This is a genomic window from Desulfallas sp. Bu1-1 (assembly GCF_015594625.1).
In the GTDB taxonomy this organism is placed as follows: Bacteria; Bacillota; Desulfotomaculia; order Desulfotomaculales; family Desulfallaceae; genus JADNRQ01.
The window spans coordinates 1-19,147 of record NZ_JADNRQ010000024.1; the positions used below are offsets into that span (position 1 = coordinate 1).

Annotated in this window: 18 protein-coding genes; all 18 read left to right on the plus strand. The window is 49.9% G+C overall.

Annotation, left to right across the window (positions count from 1 at the left end):
• Nucleotides 1-122 precede the first annotated feature (122 nt).
• The 18 genes from IT084_RS15375 (at nucleotide 123) to drmA (ending at nucleotide 19,143) form a co-directional block, all read left to right on the plus strand.
• Nucleotides 123-437, plus strand: a complete 315-nt coding sequence (locus IT084_RS15375; RefSeq protein WP_195713776.1) for a hypothetical protein — start codon at nucleotides 123-125, stop codon at nucleotides 435-437.
• A 51-nt stretch (nucleotides 438-488) separates the two neighbouring features.
• The gene (locus IT084_RS15380) at nucleotides 489-1,325 is read left to right on the plus strand and encodes a hypothetical protein (RefSeq protein ID WP_195713777.1); all 837 of its coding nucleotides are present in this window, start codon (nucleotides 489-491) and stop codon (nucleotides 1,323-1,325) included.
• 389 nt (nucleotides 1,326-1,714) lie between these two features.
• Nucleotides 1,715-1,948, plus strand: a complete 234-nt coding sequence (locus IT084_RS15385; protein WP_195713778.1) for a hypothetical protein — start codon at nucleotides 1,715-1,717, stop codon at nucleotides 1,946-1,948.
• Between the two features lie 465 nt (nucleotides 1,949-2,413).
• Nucleotides 2,414-2,743, plus strand: coding sequence for a hypothetical protein (locus IT084_RS15390; RefSeq protein WP_195713779.1), 330 nt, complete (start codon nucleotides 2,414-2,416; stop codon nucleotides 2,741-2,743).
• Nucleotides 2,740-4,602 (plus strand): hypothetical protein, encoded by a 1,863-nt coding sequence (locus tag IT084_RS15395; protein ID WP_195713780.1) that lies wholly within the window; start codon nucleotides 2,740-2,742, stop codon nucleotides 4,600-4,602. The genes IT084_RS15390 and IT084_RS15395 overlap by 4 nt, the downstream gene beginning before the upstream one ends.
• Nucleotides 4,603-4,616: 14 nt before the next feature.
• Complete coding sequence (locus tag IT084_RS15400; protein WP_195713781.1) at nucleotides 4,617-5,264, plus strand: hypothetical protein; 648 nt, start codon at nucleotides 4,617-4,619, stop codon at nucleotides 5,262-5,264.
• A 2-nt stretch (nucleotides 5,265-5,266) separates the two neighbouring features.
• Complete coding sequence (locus IT084_RS15405; protein ID WP_195713782.1) at nucleotides 5,267-6,172, plus strand: AAA family ATPase; 906 nt, start codon at nucleotides 5,267-5,269, stop codon at nucleotides 6,170-6,172.
• Complete coding sequence (locus IT084_RS15410) at nucleotides 6,162-7,505, plus strand: CpaF family protein (protein ID WP_195713783.1); 1,344 nt, start codon at nucleotides 6,162-6,164, stop codon at nucleotides 7,503-7,505. The genes IT084_RS15405 and IT084_RS15410 overlap by 11 nt, the downstream gene beginning before the upstream one ends.
• Nucleotides 7,502-8,335 carry a type II secretion system F family protein gene (locus tag IT084_RS15415; RefSeq protein WP_195713784.1) on the plus strand — a complete coding sequence of 278 codons (834 nt, stop codon included), beginning with the start codon at nucleotides 7,502-7,504 and terminating at the stop codon, nucleotides 8,333-8,335. Before IT084_RS15410 ends, IT084_RS15415 begins: the two co-directional genes overlap by 4 nt.
• Before the next feature lie 5 nt (nucleotides 8,336-8,340).
• Nucleotides 8,341-9,162, plus strand: coding sequence for a type II secretion system F family protein (locus tag IT084_RS15420; RefSeq protein ID WP_195713785.1), 822 nt, complete (start codon nucleotides 8,341-8,343; stop codon nucleotides 9,160-9,162).
• Between the two features lie 21 nt (nucleotides 9,163-9,183).
• A complete protein-coding gene (locus IT084_RS15425; RefSeq protein WP_195713786.1) occupies nucleotides 9,184-9,348 on the plus strand; it encodes a Flp family type IVb pilin in 165 nt (54 codons plus the stop codon).
• A gap of 56 nt (nucleotides 9,349-9,404) precedes the next feature.
• Nucleotides 9,405-9,755, plus strand: a complete 351-nt coding sequence (locus tag IT084_RS15430) for a DUF192 domain-containing protein (protein ID WP_195713787.1) — start codon at nucleotides 9,405-9,407, stop codon at nucleotides 9,753-9,755.
• Between the two features lie 185 nt (nucleotides 9,756-9,940).
• Complete coding sequence (locus IT084_RS15435) at nucleotides 9,941-10,363, plus strand: hypothetical protein (RefSeq protein WP_195713788.1); 423 nt, start codon at nucleotides 9,941-9,943, stop codon at nucleotides 10,361-10,363.
• A 458-nt stretch (nucleotides 10,364-10,821) separates the two neighbouring features.
• Nucleotides 10,822-11,019 carry a putative toxin-antitoxin system toxin component, PIN family gene (locus tag IT084_RS19085; RefSeq protein WP_395879970.1) on the plus strand — a complete coding sequence of 66 codons (198 nt, stop codon included), beginning with the start codon at nucleotides 10,822-10,824 and terminating at the stop codon, nucleotides 11,017-11,019.
• A 116-nt stretch (nucleotides 11,020-11,135) separates the two neighbouring features.
• On the plus strand, nucleotides 11,136-12,173 hold the full coding sequence (locus IT084_RS15440) for a stalk domain-containing protein (protein ID WP_195713789.1): 1,038 nt from the start codon (nucleotides 11,136-11,138) through the stop codon (nucleotides 12,171-12,173).
• Nucleotides 12,173-13,522 carry a hypothetical protein gene (locus IT084_RS15445; protein WP_195713790.1) on the plus strand — a complete coding sequence of 450 codons (1,350 nt, stop codon included), beginning with the start codon at nucleotides 12,173-12,175 and terminating at the stop codon, nucleotides 13,520-13,522. Before IT084_RS15440 ends, IT084_RS15445 begins: the two co-directional genes overlap by 1 nt.
• A gap of 29 nt (nucleotides 13,523-13,551) precedes the next feature.
• Nucleotides 13,552-14,256 carry a hypothetical protein gene (locus IT084_RS15450; protein WP_195713791.1) on the plus strand — a complete coding sequence of 235 codons (705 nt, stop codon included), beginning with the start codon at nucleotides 13,552-13,554 and terminating at the stop codon, nucleotides 14,254-14,256.
• Nucleotides 14,257-15,183: 927 nt separating this feature from the next.
• On the plus strand, nucleotides 15,184-19,143 hold the full coding sequence (gene drmA / locus IT084_RS15455; protein WP_195713792.1) for a DISARM system helicase DrmA: 3,960 nt from the start codon (nucleotides 15,184-15,186) through the stop codon (nucleotides 19,141-19,143).
• The last annotated feature ends 4 nt before the right edge of the window (nucleotides 19,144-19,147 follow it).

Below are 19,147 nucleotides of genomic sequence, written 5' to 3' on the forward strand. Positions count from 1 at the left end.
AACTCCCAACCGGTTACAAATAGTAGAAAGAGCCAAGGGTCTGATGTTTATTCCCAGAAAGGAGGCAGAACCGGCGCTCCTCCCCTGAATAAATTCAGGGGTATCCGCGCCGGGTTTTGATTATGAATGAAGAAAAAATTCTCGAAGGGGTTAAAAGCCTTGTCAAGCCGGATGTTTTTGCTGTGCTTACAGTGTTGACCAGCGAGGAAGAGGTTATACTTCGCCCCATAGGCGGGCACTGGGGGAGTGGAATCAGGGATGCGATTAAGGAAATGTCGGAAAGGTACCCAGGATGCAAAATGCAACTTTTCACGCGGGAAAGCGACCGGAAATACTTCGATGGTATTGTTTCAAGGGAACAGGTACTGCCTTACGCAGCGTTCTCCCCTGAATTAAAAGCGGCAATTAATGCGTTTCGACGGAAGGTTTTGGGATAATCATAGGGAACTTTTGGGGAAAACGGTTTTTTTTGAGGGGAGTAAAGTTAAGTGAAAGCGGAACTGCACACTGTAAAGGTGGGAGATATTGTTGAGTTTCCAATTATGCTGGGTAACAGGTGCCTGCTGTTGCAGGAATTAGGTTTCAACGCTTACTGGAATACCGAGGAAGAACTTCTCGAAGCGCTGAGCGGCAGTGCCTCAAATCCCAAAATGCTGGAAATCTGCCTCAGCTACAGCCCCTGCCGGAGATTCTGGGAAGAATTCGGGCAGGGGCGCACACCGTTTATCAAAAGTGACCCCATCCACCTTACAAAATACGGGAATCGTTACTGGGTAAGCGAAGGGAAACACCGGGTGTGTCTAGCGAAAAGGGCCGGGGTAGAGAGTTTGGAAGCATTTGTGTATTGCCTTAAAGAAGATACCATGTCGCTGTTGCTCCCGGAAGGAACGCCGGGTCGATTCCGCTTTTCCTGTACTATTGGAAACCGCAAATTTCAGGGGACAATTGCATACTTGCAGGTCCATATTCCGCATGGATTAATGAGGTTTGATCCTGTTGGATTTCAAAGTATTTGGCTCGATGTCGGTAGAGATACCTCGGGGCAATTTGTTAAGATTATGCCCGGTGTCGAGTACCGCGTGTCAACAATGAAGCAACGAAAAAAACTTGGCTTGTTCCGCTATCGGAATAAGTTCACCGTTGAATCCGAGGTGGTTATCAGCCCGGAGCACCCAAAAACCAAGGTATGGCTTTTGCAAGCGCCAGCCAATGATGTGTTCAACTTTAATTCGCCTTCTTTCCGTACTATTTACCGGTGGGGGTGCTGGCGTCAGGGGCATTTGCTTAATCTTTCCCGGGTGTTGCCAAATCCATACCTTGTTTAACCCGGAAGTCGCCTTCTTAGAAAAAACGGGGGAGCGCGAGGGGGCTGTAATCCCGCCTACTTTAGTAGGCGGATACACGGACCCCTTCGCCGGGCGCAAGCCCGAAGCGACATTCTTGTAAACATAAGGTCTATTTGTTGCAATAATACCGGATACCGTTATTTTGTCCGGCCCACGCTGATGCGCCGGCCGGTATCCGGGTGTATATACGGGTCAAAAAATTAACGACCCCTTGCCTCTGTGGCCGGGCCACGGTATGACCGAAAGGTTGTACTTGTGTGCTGCAGCAATGCAGAAACCTCCGGGGCACCTAATCACGGACCCCGGCACCACGGACGATATTCTCTGTGGATGCCCCTCAATTTATTAAGGGGAGGAGGTCACTTTAATTGTCGAGGCACCAGCTTTTAAAATTTTTCACCAAGGAGTTGATATTGTTGCAAAAAGATGAGTTAGATTCCCTTGTTCGTCCCGGCATCGTTGATAAAGCAGCTACAGAGATTATCGGCTTAATGGCACAAAAAGGTATGATCCTTCACGAAGCACGAGAGGTTCTCAAGACGGTCGAGTACCGACTCGGGCTGATTCAACTCTCCATGCCAGAAAAACCGGTTGTTAAATAGCAACCCCTTTGATCTGAATTTGCCACCTTTTTTCTGGAAGGGTTTTGGGCCAACACTTTGCGAGGCTGATTATCGCTTGGAAAAGCTCCTTTGAAACTGGGTTAGCGCAGTTGGGACATTCGAGATGTTCTTTTTCTCTAAGATGGTAAGCGTCCATTCCAAATGACTGGTTGCAACAACTACATGTCAGCAGAAATTCCACCATATATACCTCCTATTCACGCTGGTGCCTCAAATTATTTTCATTTGAACAATTTGCCTGAAAAGCAGAATTTCCATAAAAATACTAAGTTTTCCTTCCGAATGTATATACGCTCAACAGGAAAGCAGGTTGGAGAGAGATTTTCCCTCTGTCCTGTTTTTGTATTTTGTGGGGTTTTTTGTGAGCATCAAACAAAATAATCTCTTTAATTTAGGGACCGGGTACGCATGTGCCCGGTCCATTTTTTGGGGGTGAAAATTATAATGTTAGCTTCTATAGAAGTTGAACCTATTCCACCGGAACAGATCGTCAATGCTGCCCATGACGCGGGAGAAAAAATAATGACTTTCGGGCAGGGTTTATCAGAGCCAGCAATTATAACTTCAGTAACGGCAGCAGGGATTGTTATTTTAGTAGGGCTTGTATTAGCGGCTTTGGGGGTAACGAAAAGAATTTTATCGGCAGGGGTTTGCATTGTGCTGGGCGCAGGTATTATGTATATGCTTGTAAACCAACCGCTGGAGATTGTGGGTATAATCAAAGGCTTTATTGGCAGCATCTTTGGCGCTATTAAAGGCGGGGCTGCAAGTTGATGACGACAGTTTATGTTATCTTTGGTGATCACTCTGAAAAAATATCCGAATACCTTTCAGACCAATTTAAAATAGTTGGTTTCAGCCGAACCCTGGAAGAAGCGTCCGTGGCAGTCGAAAAAATTAAAGAAAAACCGGACGTTTTTCTTATTCTCGGCTCGGCAATGGTAACAGGTATAGTAGACGGCGTTGTAAATTACAACGCCGTCCTTTTGGAGCACCTCAAAAAAATACGGTTATCGTGTCCCGAAAGCTCAATAAAACTGATCATTTCGGAAAAAGCGAGTAAATCATTAATTGAGGGCATTGTCGCACTGGGAATTTACGACATCTATAAGGCCGACAAGATCAACGTAGAAGATTTGCCTCAAATTATAATGACAAAGAAAACAATAGCCAATTACTCAGATGATATACAGCTTAGACCTAAAACAATGCAGGAGAAATCAGCAAAAGAATCAATAAAAGTTATCAGCCAGGAGGAGGAAGAACGTCAGACACTTGTTCAATGGCTGAAAGGCATAAACCTTTTTAATAACGAAGATAAAAATGAATCGGATCAACCAACTATTAAACCAACGAGGCCGAGAACCGGAACGCCCCACGTCATTCTGGCCATGGGCAGGGACTTGAACAGGTCGTTTCAAACCATGTTCTCAAATTTAATCGAAATAGTGGCCGAGGTTTCAACCCCCGAAGAATTCAAAAAAGCCGTGACGGATTATCGGCCCGACATTGCCGTGATTATGAGAACCGGCCCCGCCGGAGGCGTCCCCGAAGCCGACGCCCTGGCGGAATGGGCGGCCAGTCATGTCCCGGAAATACTGTTCATCGCCGGGGAGCTGGACGAGACGGGCTCAAGCATGGTGGAGCGGGTGCAAAACGCGGGCGTTTCCCACATACTCTCGTGCCCCCCGGGCGGTTACATCTCGGGTGAAGAATTGGTCTACCTGATGCAAAACATTGTCCGCAAGCTCCAGGAGGCGGAAGCGGACATCAAAGAAAACAATACCGGGAACAAAGTGAAAGCCAGACAAAACCCCGTTGAGGGCCTGCAAACACTGAAAATAAACGCCACCAAGCTGGGTAAAATCCTGAAACCGGTAAGCACACCCAAAAACAAACCCAAAAAGAAAATCAAACCGGCCAAAATCAACATGAAAGAAGGGCTTTCGCCGGACGAAAAGCCAGCGGAAGAACAAATAAAGCAAAACATCGTAAAAACCCCCACCACGATAGTTCCAGGGGGGCTTTTTGCTGTTGTCACCCCCTGGCGGCCCGGACTTGCGGGCAGAATCGCGGCCCAGGCGGTGAAGATGTTCGCGGAAAGAGGGGAAGTGGCATACATAGCCGCAACCGGGCAGAGCACCGGCGCCATATGGCTGGACGTGCCGGAAGAAGAACTGATCATGTCCGACTGGCGCGTGCCGGGCTCGCAGGCCCCGGTGAAAAGGGACAACATATCCATTTATGCCGTTGACCCCGCAAAAAACCTGAACAACATATCGAACGGCGACCTGTGGGACCTGGTGAAAACCGTCAGGAAAGACGTCACCTATACCGTGCTGGATTTCGGCTCCGACATCAACGCCGCTCAACAAGCGGCGTTTGCGGGCCGGTCCGTCGTGCTGGTGATCATCCCGGGCGGCGATCCCGTCGAGACCAGAACATCCATGCTCTGGCTGAAAACCCTTCAGGAAGGAAAACAAAACATCATACCGGGCATTGATTTAAGGGGCAGCCCACCGGCGGTACCGGAAGGACTGGAACCCAAAGTGATAATTCGTAATAACCCGGCTGACGCGTTGAGCATGGCTTTGAGAAACAACGAAAAAGACGAATTCATCTGGAACAGGTAGGAGGGAAATCAATTTTGGTGATATTAAGAAAATACGCCCACGTCCTGCTGGGCCTGCTGCTGGCGGCGACCGCCGGTTTTCTGGTCTGGTATGTCATCGACATCAACACGCCGTCCGTGCCGGTGGTCAAAGCGCAAACCAAACTGCCCGTCGGCACCGTGATCGACTCCCGGCATATCACCGTCGAAAACTACCCGAAAGCCGCCGTGCCGCCGGACGCCGTACACAACAAGGCCGAGGCCATCGGCAAAACCGTGTTTGAAGGCCCCGTCCTCGGCGGCGACGTGATCAGAAAACAGCACCTGGAAGCCAAGGTCGGGAGCCTGCGGGCCAAGCTGAACGCCCTCGCCCCCGACCGGCAGGCCGTGGACCTGCCCGCCGGTACCGCGACCGGCCTGAAAGGCGTCGCGATGGGCGACAGGGTGGACGTGTACGGCGAAGTGGAGGTTATCGTGGGCCAGCAGGTGGCCACCAGAATCGAACGGGTGGCCCACAACGCGGTGGTCCTCCAGGTCCCCGGCACAACGGAATTAAAGGGACCGGCGGACATTGAAGAAGCCTTCGTCATCGCCGTGCTGCCGGAGGAAGCCCAGAAAGTCGCCGGCGGGATCGTGCGCGGCAAAAAATTCTCCATCACCCTGCTTTCCACCGAGGTGAAATAACGATGTTAAAACTGTTCAAAAAGAACGACAGGCGCATCGTCGAGGGGCCGGTCATCTGGCAGGGCGGGCAGTCGGAAACCACGCCGGAACCGGAAAAAGAAATAACCCATCTGTTCAACATCCCGGTGAGCCCCAGGGCCATACCCGGCGAGGGAGTTATCATCACAATCCAGTGCGCCAAACACGGGGACGGGGCAACTACGGTGGCCACCAACCTTGCCGCGCTGCTGGCCAAAGGCAATCCCGAAAAAGTGGTGCTGGCCGACCTCGACGGTTACGGCTCGGTAAGGAGCCGCCTGGGCCTCCCCGCCGGCGAGTTTCTGGTAAATATCCTCGACTGGGAGGATGTGCAGGGAACAAGGGACATGACCCGGGCGCTAATAACCCATTCCTCCGGAATCGTTGTCGTGCCGGGCGTGATCCATTTCGACCACACGGTGAAAGTCAAGCCCAACCTGATCCTGAAAATGCTGACCATCCTGAAAAATAGCTTTGACGTGATCATCCTGGACTGCCCGCCGGTGGGCCACGGCAACAACACCTGGGCCGCCGCGCTGGTTTCGGACGCCGTGATCACGGTCATCAAACCCGACCGCACCAGCCTGGACATGTACATCGAAAACACTTCCTTCATGAACCGGCTCGGGTGCGGCGACAGGCTGTACACTATATTGAACCAGGCCGGGTTTCCCGGCGGGATCAAGTCGGCGGACCTGGTGGAAAACAAAGAACTGGGCATAACCATAAGCGCCGTGCTGCCGTACTCGGCAACCGTCGCGGAGGAAAACAACAGGAGGCGGCTGGTGGCGCAAACGAAGCCGAGGGATATTTTCAGCTTGGCCCTGTCCGGTATAGTCGAACTACTGCTTGATGACCCCAGGGAAGAGGTGACGAAAAATGCTGGATAGCGAGCTGATCAAAACCCTTGCCGTCAACTGCGACGCCTACATCATCACCGAGGAAATGCTTAAAGAGGCCGAACAAACAGGCTCGGCCGCAAGGGAAGAAAAGGTGCCGGGAATGACCATGGAGCAGTACGCCACCGTGCGCACCTGCGTCCAGGAGCAGTTAAGCCTGCGCCTGAAACCCGAAGACCGGTCCAAAAGCCGTGATCCCCTGGTGAGATCGCAGCTGAAAAGCATCGTGATGCGGGCGCTGCTGGAAAACGACGTGCCCCTGGGGGAAGCGGCGGCCCAGCAGCTCGTCGAGGAACTGGGCAACGACCTGCTCGGGTTCGGGCCGATCGAGCCGTTTTTTTACGACCCCGACGTGACGGAAATCAAGGCCAGCAGGGACATTGTCAGAATTGAGAAAAACGGGGTCGAGACCGTGGCCGAAGGAGTGCGGTTCCGGGACGAACAACACATCCGCGACGTGCTGGAACGGATGATCGCCCCCACGGGAAGAAAGATTGACATGAAAAACCCCGAAGTGAACGCCCGGCTGTTTGACGGTTCGCGACTCATCGCGCAGATTCCTCCCCTGGCGGTGGAGGGCACCATGATCACCATCAGGCGGTTCCGCACCGACATGACGGTGGAAAACCTATTAAAACGGCGGGTGGTTTCCGAACCAGTGCTGGAATTCATCAGGGCGGCGGTGCTGGCCAAGCTGAACATAGTGGTCAGCGGCGGCACCAGCTCGGGCAAGACTACACTGTTAAACTGCCTGGCCTCGTTCATCCCGGAAAACGAGAGCATTATCACCATCGAGGAACCGGCGGAACTGCAGCTCCAGCACTCCAACGTAAGGCGGCTGGAGGCCAACTCGCAGACCGAATACACCCAAAGAAGGCTGGTCCAGTCGGCGCTGCGCATGGCCCCCAAAAGAATAATCATCGGGGAGTGCCGGGCCGGTGAAACCTTCGACATGCTCCAGGCCATGAACACCGGCCACCAGGGATCAATGACCACGGCCCATGCCAACTCGGCGTGGCACACCCGGTCAAGGCTGGTGAACATGGTACAGATGGCGCAGATGGACCTCCCCTACGAGGCGATCATCGAACAGATCGCCGACGCCGTGGACCTGTTCATCCATGTGCTTAAAGACAGAAACGGCAGGCGCCGCCTGGACCACATCTGTGAGGTTACCGGGGTGAAGCGCGACGCGGACGGCATTTTAAACATTGCCCTGAACCCTGTCTGGCAGTACAAAAAAGAGACCGGCAGCTTCGAGTACGTGGCCGAAAAGTTCACCCGCAAAGAACTGCTGGTCGAGGACGGGGGCTGGAGACCATGACCTTCGCCGCTTCATTCCTCGCGGGCCTGGCGGTGATCTACATTGTCTTCGGAGGCAAAATAAAGACCCGGGGCAGGTCGGTGAGATACAAAGACCAGCGGTTTGAAAGCACAAAGCATATCAAGTCGTCCAACGACACTCTGATTATAATTGCCGGCAGTGTTATCTGTTCCGGGCTGACTTACGCCGTGACGGGCAATTTGATCTTCACCTCCCTGGCGCTGTTGGGCGGCTTTTTTATTTTACGGTGGCACCGCGCCCAAAAAGAGCGGGAACGGAAGGAACTCTTGCAGACCCAGTTTGCCGATGTGCTTGGACAAATAGAATCCGCACTGTACGGCGGGCTTAACCCCTACCAGGCGATAGAGGACTCCGTGCCCGACATGCCGAGACCGGCCAGGGACATATTTTACGAAGTCCTGCGCCGGACCCGCTCGGGGGACACGCTGGCCCGGGCGCTGGAGGCGGTCAGAAGGGAAACCGGCTGGGAAGACCTCGCAATATTGTCCGTGGGCATGAATTTATACAGCCGCACGGGTTGCAACCTGGGCGACATCTGCCGCTCCGCGCTGGAATCCTACGAGGACAAGGAATCGTTCCGGGCGCAAGTAAAGGCGGCCATCGCCCAGAACATGATGACCGTCAAGGTGCTGACCGCCCTGCCCTTTTTCATCCTGGGCCTGGCCCGGGCGATTGCGCCCGAGTTTACCAAACCACTGTTCCAGACGTTTGAAGGCGGCGTCGTTTTCATCTTCCTGACCGGCTGGATCGTACTCGGCAACATTATTATCCGGGGCATGGTCACGTCGGGACTCGGTAAGGGGGTGTAGAGAGGTTGGATGCAAGCATACTGGCCTCCGTCCTGGCGGCTTCCTCCGTCCTGGTCTGGACGGCAGGAAGAAGGTTCGACCTGCCCGGGGGCATGAAGCTCAGGGGCAACTCCGAGGAAATACTGCTCAAAGCGGGCAACCGGTTCGGCAATGAAATTAACAGAAACCTGTTAAAGCAAAAACTCACCCAGGCGGACATCGACATGGAGCCGGAATATTTCATCGGGCTGCGGATCGCCCTCCCGGTGGTCGCGGTCACGGCGCTTCTGCCCTTCATGCTCGCCGGTCTGATTCATATTTTCTGGGTTGCATTACCGGCGCTACTTTTATATTTCGCCCCCGGCGTCTGGCTGAACAGAAAGGCCAAAAACCGGGTCAACACCATCCGGGCCGATGTGCCGGAGTTCTGTATCCTTTTGTCAAACGCCATGGAATCAGGCGCCGACCTGATACTGGCGCTGGAGGAAGTCACGGCGTCAATGAAAGGGGAACTGGCCCGGGAAATCAACAAAACCCTCGCGGACATCGCCACCGGCGACAGCCGGGCCGTGGCGTTCAATAAGCTGGCCAAAAGGTGTGGCGTGCCCGAACTGACGGGCCTGGTGAGGAAAATCACCCAGGCCATGCGCTACGGCAGTGAAACACTGCCGGACATGGTAAAGCACCACGCCGAAAAGATAAGGTCACAACAGCGCCATGAGGCACAGAAAACAGCCGGAGAGCTTACGATCAAACTCTTGTTCCCGATAATCATATTCATCCTTCTGCCGCTTTTCGGATTTCTGGGCTTCCCGGTACTGTGGCACATGTTAAAGGCGTTTGCTTAACAAAGAAAGGGGGTGTATTTCGTGCTTCAGCTTCTCAAAGATTTGTATAACGATGAATCCGGCCAGGGCATGGCGGAATACGGGCTGATCATCGCCCTGGTGGCGGTGGTGGTCATTGTGGCGCTGACCGCCATCGGCACAAGGATCAAGGCCAAATTCGAGGAAGTGGGAGACGCGTTACAATAAAGAACCTGAAAAAAGCCTCGCCGTGCACCGGTGGGGCTTTTCATTTACAGGAGGTGATGAAACTGCTGGTTGTTAACGGCAGGCAAATCGCGGGTGAAGTCATTGTGGCCCAAAATTTCACTGCCAGGTTGAAGGGACTGCTGGGACGCAAGGGCCTGGCCCCGGGGAGCGCGCTGGTCACCAAGCCATGCAACTCGATACATACGTGGTTCATGAAGTTCAATATCGACGTTCTTTTCATCGGCAGGTCGGGAAGGGTGGTTAAAGCGGTTGAGGACCTTCGCCCGTTTAAAGTTGCAACAGCCAGGGTTGCCGCTTTCGTGATCGAACTGCCCGCCGGGACAATCAGGGAACACGGTATTAAAACGGGGGATGTGGTGGAGGTGGTTTCATGGATTCCTGCATGACAGGTTGCTGTTAATTGGGCTAATTCTTTTTGCCCTTGCGTTGGCCAGCTGTATTCTAACGCTGGTCCGGGCTCTGCTGATTTCGCTGGGTTACAGAAAAAAGTGAGAAGACGGGGGTGTTTTTTGTTGTGAAAGACTTACGGTCCAGCTGTAAGGATTAACTAATATTTGCAGGGTGGTGTTTCATGGAAACTTTTTTACCTGTTTTTTTCGCAGCAATAGGCTTTTGTGCGGGCATTTCTGCCTGGATTAGTTATGCTTTAACTGGAAATGCTGAAATCGCAAGGTTAGCGGCCTATTGGGGCGGATTCGTTGCATTGGAATTTTTGCTGATCGTATTTTTAATCATTGCTATTTTATCGTCATTAGACGAATATGCTCCCTGTTTGGCAGTATACTTTATTGTTTGTGGGTTTATTGGGGGGTTATTGGGATTCGCTATATGTAGCCACTACTGCATAATAACTGGAAAATCTCTTTCAATGCTTGCTTTGGCTAGAATAACACTTGCAGCTGCTTTAACCGGAGCAATAAGCCCGGTATTAACGTCTTTATACCTAAAAAAGAGGAAAGCGATAAGTGAACTGTCCCATTCACAACGAAAATGAGAAACGAACACAAACACAGAAAGAGTTTCTTGTTCAAACCAACATCATTTGCTAAAATAAGACAAGGAATACCATAACTGCGGGCCTCACCTGCCGGGAGATTATTCTCTGAAAGGGGGTGGGGCGGGGATGATTTCCGCACAAGACGTGATTCAGATCGTGCAGGCAACCATCCAATTGCTCACCCTCGTGGTGTTGCTGATCGTCTACCGTAGGTAATCATGGTAAAGCCCTCTAAACTGTGCCAGCAGCTTAGAGGGCATAACCGAAAACCTCGGCAGGTCGAGGCCATCACGCCGTATGTTATGGTATTCCTGTATTTAATCTAACATGTAATAACTAATCCTGTCAAGTTAGGCGGCATAAGCGGCCTTTTTTTATTTTCAGGGGGTGATAGCAATTGTTCCCGTAAGCTATAAATTGACCTCATTCTCCGACAAAAAGGTAAAGTACCGGAAATGCCGGATGATTGGCCACCACATTCGCCGGACAGAGATGATGATCCGTTCTTGTGGGCAGCCATAGCCGGAAATGCGGAATACATTATATCAAGCGATGTTCGACATATGTTGAAGTTGAAAAATATTTATGGCATACCTATTAGAAAACCGAAAGATTTTTTTGGTTGGGTTAAAATAGCGTATCCAATGCCATAACAAGTTTATAAAGCCTAAAGCGGCTTTTTTTATTTTTGGGGGTGATAACCGGAACCAAAACAACTGTTCGCGCGTCTAATAAGTAGTACCAAAATTTTCATGGAGGTGTGTTCACATTGCGTAGATTTCTCGCTTTCGTGGGCTTCATTCTGGCCCTTGCCCTGCTGACCATCAATTTGCCGTATATAACCCATGCCAGCGCGGACGAGCAGGTTAACGTATACGACGAGCAAAAGAACCTGGTGAAAAGCGTGGTGTTCGTGGTCGGTCATGACCAATACTTCGTCAACGGCAAGACTCCCGGCGTCAAAATGGACGCCAAGCCGTTCATTGAACAGGGTCGCACTTTCGTGCCGGTGCGCTACCTGTCCAACGCCCTGGGCGTCACCGACGAGCACATCGGTTGGAAAAGCCCCAGGGTGAAGCTGGACGAGCCCGGCTTCCCGGTGGTGGAACTGGCCGTCGGCAGCAAACAGCTCAAGAGCAACGGCAAAGCCACCACCATGGACGTGTCCCCGCTGGCAAGGCAGGGCCGTACCTACCTGCCCGCCCGGTGGGTGGCCGAGGCCCTGGGTTACCAGGTCGACTGGGACCCGAAACTCCCCAGCGTGGTGCTGTGCTACCCCAAGGGCGCGGAGAAGCCGGACATCACAGGCGTGCTGGAGTACATCAAGGTGCCGGTAACACCGGTAACGGGGGAAACCAGACCATTCAGCGGCAAACCGCTGAACCCGAATAACTATGTGACCTATGGCGGATGGGCCATCCCCTACGAATTCAAACTGCCCGGCGCCTCCATCATGGAAATCACGGTGGATGAACTGCGGCAGAAGCCGGTTATGATGGGTGAAGGTAAAGGTTATAAAATTATCTATGATGTAAACGTACAAAAAGATAAGGTTTTCGTTAAACAGGCTGCAAGTAGCCTTTCACCGGCAGTGCTGGTGCTTGCCAAGGGCAACGACGTGTCGGCGCAGAGGGATAACACGTTGAAGGAATACGACAGCAACCCCTTCACCCACGGTTACTACGTAAGCTATGATACCAGGCCCGGCACCGACACCAAGATCGAGGATGTCACCCACATCATGCTGCTATACAGCAACCAGGTTCTGGCTGTGAAAAACCCTCTCTATAAAGGAGGTAGCAGGTAGTGCGGTTGACCAAATTAATACTTGTGCTCGCGGCCCTGCTGTTGTTGCTCCCGGGATCGGCCCTGGCCGAGCCCCAGGAGCAATTAATTTTGCGCCAGATTGACGTGGGCAGCTTCGACGTGTGGCAGCACACGGACGGCACCTGGCAGGACACCGACAACTGCGGCAAACGAGACTACTACGGCTGGAAAAGCAAAAAGGTATCGTGGGATTCAACCTTTCCCAGGACACAATACACAAGCCAGTACACCCTGACCAGGGTGGAAGTGGTGAAAATGGACAGTTCCTTCACCATGACCGACGAGGAATTTGCCAGTACAGGCCGCCCGGAAAGCTGGAATGATTTTCGTGAAAAATATCTAAGAAAACTCCCCGACAACTACAAAGTGGGAAAGACCGGCGAGGACCTGGCCGCCGGCACGGCCACCGTCCAAAGGACCTTCGACCTGACGCCGCCGGTGCTTGACCTGAAAGACCCCAACATCCGTGCGGAGCTGGGCATGACCGACCGGGACTTCTCCAATTTCGCCAAAGGCTGGCGCTGGTACATGCCGGTGCTGATCAGCTGGTACGGAATCGCCCAGCCACCGCCCGATTTCTCAACGCAGCTGGAGGTCGAGCAGTTCAAGGATGTCAAGCCCGGCCAGGTGATCACTTCAACGGTCACCTACTCGCTGAACAAAGACCACCCGCAGCCCGAAATGGCCTGGCTGCGCTTACACCACGTAATCGGTGAAAACGAATACCCGGTCACCCTGGAACCGCTCGACCCGGCTGACGCGCCCAACACAAAGGGATACATCGAATTTCAATCGGGGGAAAGCAAAACATACCGGTATAAATTCACGGTCCAGAACAGGTCCTCGGTAATCGTTTCAAGAATTAACCCAATAAGCGTAAGCGAGGACGCCAACTGGGAAAACAACCGCGACGAAGCGCCGGTGCTGGTTCCCGAAAACGACATTATGGTGAAAATACGGCCCAAGATGGACCCGTGGACGACCAACCGCCTGCCGGACTTGGTTGAAACCACGGTTAATGTTAAGCGTAAAGATAACAGCGGCGGCAACCTGCCGGTCAAGTTAACCGTCCAGGGTCCAGCCGGCAGCAAGACATTCACCTTTAACCTGGCACCAGGGCAATACAAAAGCAACTCATACAACTTTACAGCTTCATCCACCGGCAACTATAGCATCAAGGCGGAAGCCTGGCCGGCTGACAGCAGTTGGACGGATGCCTATCCGAAAGATAACGTGGATACAGAGGTAATAGAGGTAACCTATTACCAACCTCCAAAACCGACAGATTCAAGGATACACGGTGAGATATTAGATGCGGGCGGTTATTAAATTAACCAAAACAATTGGAGGTTATAGGCGTGAAAAAACAATTGGTTATAATAATTATGGCGGTAGTGTTTGCTACCGCCATTTATCCAACCTCTAGTTGGGCTGGTAATACTTTTCTACCAAAAGACATTATTTTTAACTACTTTCCTCTCTCTCCCAGTGCGCCAGGCGAATGGATTGTGGAGCCCATAGAAAGACATGAGTTTGCTTTAGAATACGAAAACGTTATTCAGAAAATGAAAAATGCTTTAGAACAAGTATCTCAAAAAATTAAACCTTTTCAGTCTTTTGACGCAGATAATGAAAAGTGGTTAGAACCTCAACTGGTTTTAGTGCCATCAGTGGTGCACCTCCAAGGACGGCCAGGAGAAACAATGGCATGGTATGACTATGATTTTAATACCCTCGCTATCACTTGGAATGTATTAAAGAATGAAAATGATATAGCACCTGTATTTAGCCATGAGCTGGGTCATTGGGTATGGTTTAATATCCTTACCGAGGAAGAAAAACAACAATACCTTAAGATAGCGGGTAAACCAGATCAAAGTGACCTGGATGTAGCAAAAAAATATCAATTAGATTCTGATGAATTATTACAGGAATGGTTTGCAGAGGATTTTCGTGTTTATGTGGTTGGCTTAAAATATGAAAATATAAACATACATTTTAAGAGCCACGGTGAACCAGAAAAATTAAAGGAATACTTTTCAAAATTTCGGTGCCAATCATAGCTTAGAAAGCCATTACTTTCTAGTACGGTCCGGCGGCAACTACACCATAACCGCCGAGGCGTGGCCCTCGGATAACAGCTGGACGGACGCCTACCCGTCCGACAACAGGGACAGGGTCACCATTGAGGTGATCATCGCCCAGGCGCCCCGAACCCACGGACAAGAAAATACACGCTGAGATAATTGACGTAAGGTATTAACGAACCTATAAGTTGTATTGAGTAGGTCTTTATGAAAATAAGGTTGCGCCATTATGGACAGCGATAAATATTAGAATAAATATTAAATAGATGGTATAAAAAGTATAGGGCTGGAAACCAATCCGGCCCTGTTTTTTGGGATACCGGAGACTGAGGAGGGGTTGAAAACACACGAAGTTAAATATTTCAGCACGATAGACGTGTCACTTCTGCATAATTAAGTGGACAAACTGTCCAATGATTATCGCGAACTAGATACTTCAAACAGGGGCGTGCACAAAATAACATTAAAGATGATGGTCGGCATAAGGGGCAATGTCAGTGGTTTTGAATCCCGTGTATAACAAATAATGCCCAGGAAAGTGACAAAAGACTGTTTATAGTTAAAGTGACTACCAGGTGCAGAACTGTTTAGCGGAGAGGGTGGGTTAGGGGTAAAATTAAATTTTGTTTCGAGATGTTTACTGACGTCGGATTTCAATAACTCGATAGTAAAGAAATCATTTTATTAAAGATTTACATTTTATCGTTAAACTTCAGTCTGAGCTCCTTAATGTTTCTTTAAATAATATATTAAACTACTCTTTTATCATCGTACTACGAACTTATTGCTTTTCGATATTATTCGATAATATATTACAAAAATTTCTCAAGGAAACAAGAACCTTATTATAGAATAGATTCTTTAAATAGATTAATGTAGATTTTTGTATCGGGGGTATGGAATTTGGCTGAAAGAGAAGAACTACTTATTGCACTCTACCGTGAACTTGTTGGGCCAAGGGGAGGTATTAACGAAATCCTGGCCGAGGAGCATGACCCCAAAAACGAATATATAATGGGTGTTTTGGCTCCCAGGAATGTTAAGGCTGAGCCTGATATAGACGCTGAAAGTGAGATTATTACAGAAGATACTTTTTACGATGAGGAAGATGATATAAGTAAAAACCCCATCATGGATAATACAATAATCTCTCCCGCTCTGGATCCCAAATCATTGCCCAGATCGATGGGTCTATCTTTTTGCATTGCTAACCCCAAGGTTCTGCCAGAAATAGAGGTAATAATAACTTGGGCACGGTATAGTAAAGATGGAGTTAACTGGGTACGCAAGCCGGAATATTTTCTGACAGGTGCGGTTATTGTTAGAGAACGATTAACCTGGGATACGAAAAAAGGTGTTCTGCTTGAGATGAGAGGCAGAAATGTATCACGTAGTGACAATAAGTGGAGGATATCGCTTTTTCTTGTAAATAATACAGAAATTCCGGCAGATAAAAAACCTCAAACTGAGGATCATATCTTTCAGCCACAAATAAGAGTAAATATTAAAAGTGGCCATCTTGAAGCACTGGACAAGAGCCCTTTTAACAAGAACAACGGATCTCATCAGTGTACAGAAGACGATTCTCTGCGTCTTTTGTACAGAAACAAACCAACAATTGCTAGGGGGCACCTTACAGGCGCTACCTGGAAGGAGATTGATCCCGAAAGACCTCATCCCACAATTCCCCTTCCTCAGCATTACCCTTTTTTCTGGGAAGATGGTGAAATTGTTCCGAAACAGGAAAGAGACAAGTTCTCACCAGCTGCTGTAAGGACTGAATACCTGCCATCCTATCCGGTCGTATCACCAGACATGGAATGGGACAAAAAGTACGGCCCACCTCCCGAATTAAACCCTCAGGCTCTTTCTGAATGCTGGAAACCTGATCAGATTGAAATCAATCTACGACCGCTTGTGGCAGGATATAAAAACTGGTTATCAAAACTTCGTCGTGATTCTCAGGTATTAATTCCTCAACATGAACTAGCGGTTAAAAAGCATCTTGGTGACATAGAAAGGACTATGCTTAGAATCGAGGAAGCGCTTAATTTACTTAAATCTGATGAAGATATCAGACTATCATTTTGTTTTGCTAATAAGGTAATGGCGTTGCAATCTGGTTGGGCCAGGAATGGCCGTGTGTTTGACTGGAGGCCATTTCAGCTAGCTTTTATACTGCTTAACATACCATCTGTATCCATAAAAAATCACAATGATCGCAATATTTGTGACCTTCTATGGTTCCCTACAGGTGGAGGTAAAACAGAGGCTTACCTGGGACTTGCAGCCTTCACCCTTGCCTTAAGAAGACGCCGGGCGCCACGAGATTCGGACGGGCTCTTAAAGGGATCAGGGCTTGGTGTAATATCTCGTTATACTTTAAGATTGCTTACTATTCAGCAATTTCGTAGGGCATTAAGGATGATTACGGCCTGTGAATATCTAAGGGTTATGGTAGATAACAGTGGATTAACTGGATGGAGACCATCGGACTGTAAAACGAAAGAAAATTATCCGTGGGGGACTGAAAGGTTTTCGGTCGGCTTATGGGTTGGTGGAGGCGTGACTCCAAATCATATGCTTACAAACAATGCGCGTAGACCGGACGGCACAATAATTCGATTTTTCGGAGCGATTGATATCCTGACCGGAAACCCCCAAAATGCAGAGGGGGAGCCGGCCCAGGTTCTAAGATGCCCTTGCTGCAACTCACATCTTGCGGTTCCTAATGAGGGTTTCTTGTCAGGGAGTAATACTTTACACTTTGTTTTTAAGTCCAATAAATTAATGGTTCCGGAAGTCTCGGACCTATTGTATGGTAATATTACAATAAACAATGTTTCTGTTTTTACACATTCAAATCCTTCTTATCACACGCTTTCCGTTCAATTTACCGTACCACCGAATAACGTGCTCAAAGCGCAGCAGGTTGACGAATGGTGGGAGAATGTTATAAAACCAAAACTAGGTAAACGGGTTGAACTACAATGCGCAAGGCCCAGCAGGCCGGGGTATTTTATTAGGTATTATCTGGCGGGAAGGCACGGTAAAAAACCTGTGGATTTTGAAATTTATTGTCCAAACCCCGATTGCGAACTGAACAGAATTCAGTGGGCGGAGAAGGTCCCGATAGCGATTGACACTCAAGTAGTATCCAATTCATCAGACATGGAATGGCAAGAAGTATTACCAGCATTTCAGGTGATGGGAAGTCCCCGAAGTTCCAGCCGAATTCCAATCCCGGCTCATACCATAGACGATCAGGTTTATCACAGAATCCCGTCTCTTTTGGTTGCGACGGTGGATAAGTTTGCGAGATTATCTTTTGAACCTCGCGCTTCATCCATATTTGGTAATGTTGATCACTATCACGCACGTTGGGGTTATTACAGAAAGGGATGTCCACCTAACTGGGGTTACATGCCTGATCGTTACCTTGAGCATCCCCCTGGTTTTGGGAGAAAAGCTCCCCTTCATAAGCAGGTTTCTCGATTTGAAAGCCCGGACCTGATACTCCAGGATGAGCTTCATTTGATTGAGGGTCCGTTGGGTAGCATGGTTGGAATATACGAAACAGCTATTGATACACTATGTACGAAAAAACAGGATGATACCGTCATAATTCCCAAATATATTGCCTCGACCGCAACTGTCAGGGAAGCAAGGACACAAGTTCAGTCGATATTCGCTCGAAAACTTGGCCAGTTCCCCCCTCCTGGATTGTGTATTGAGGATAACTTTTTTTCACGTATGGAAGAGACCCACCCGCTTGATAGTAATAACGCCGGAAGGTTGTATGTGGGGATATGTCCCCCGGGAAAGGGTGCACAGACACCCATTGTAAGAATATGGTCGGTTTTGCTACAGACCTGTCAGGACTTGTTAGCAGGGGGAGCAAAAAGAGATGAACTTGACCGCTTCTGGACGCTTGTGGGTTATTTTAACGCCATCAGGGAACTAGCTGGTGCAAGCTCGCTTTATCGCCAGGACATCCCTGAAAGAATCAGGTTCATGGCTGGCAGTCGAGCAAGGGACTTGAACGAGGCGTTGCTGGAACTTTCTGGACGATGCAACTCGCTGGAACTACCTGGAATGCTTGAAAGATTGGAAAATAATCTTGTTAATGGCAACCCTGAAAATGCGGTGCTCGCCACTTCAATGTTCGGCACCGGTGTTGATGTTGACCGTCTCGGTTTGATGGTCGTTCATGGCCAGCCTAAGACAACAGCCTCATACATACAGGCCACCGGTCGTGTGGGAAGACAGCGCGGAGGACTTGTTGTAACATTTTTGAGGGCCAGCAGGCCGCGCGACCTGGATCATTATGAATACTTTACCGGCTATCACAGGGCGCTGTATAGAAATGTTGAACCGGTATCAGTTGCTCCATTTTCCCCAAGAGCCAGGGAACGTTCTATTGGCCCACTTGCGGTTGCAATCCTCAGACAGGGAGAACGTGTTGACGGAAATCTTGTTGATACACGCTGGAAAGTGCAACAGAGACTATCAGGTGGAACCTACGTCTGTCACGCAAACTTGATGAGAGCATTAAGACTCAATCCAGAAGTTGCAGCGCTGGCGCGAATTTTCGAGGAACGCGCGCGTAATCAACCGCCGGGTAGAAGGGTACCTCCCGGGGTAATAGCAAGAGAATTGGACTCGGAACTTGATCGCTGGGCAAGTCTCTCGGGTAAATATCATGATAGACTTCTTTACCATGAACCATCAATGCTTAGACCTCCCGAAAGGCCTGTTGTTCTGGGTGATCCTCAGCATCAGATGCAAAATCTTGCAGTGGCGTACAAGAACGCCCCGGGTTCTCTTCGGGATGTTGAATCAACAACAAGATTTAGCGGTTAAGGGA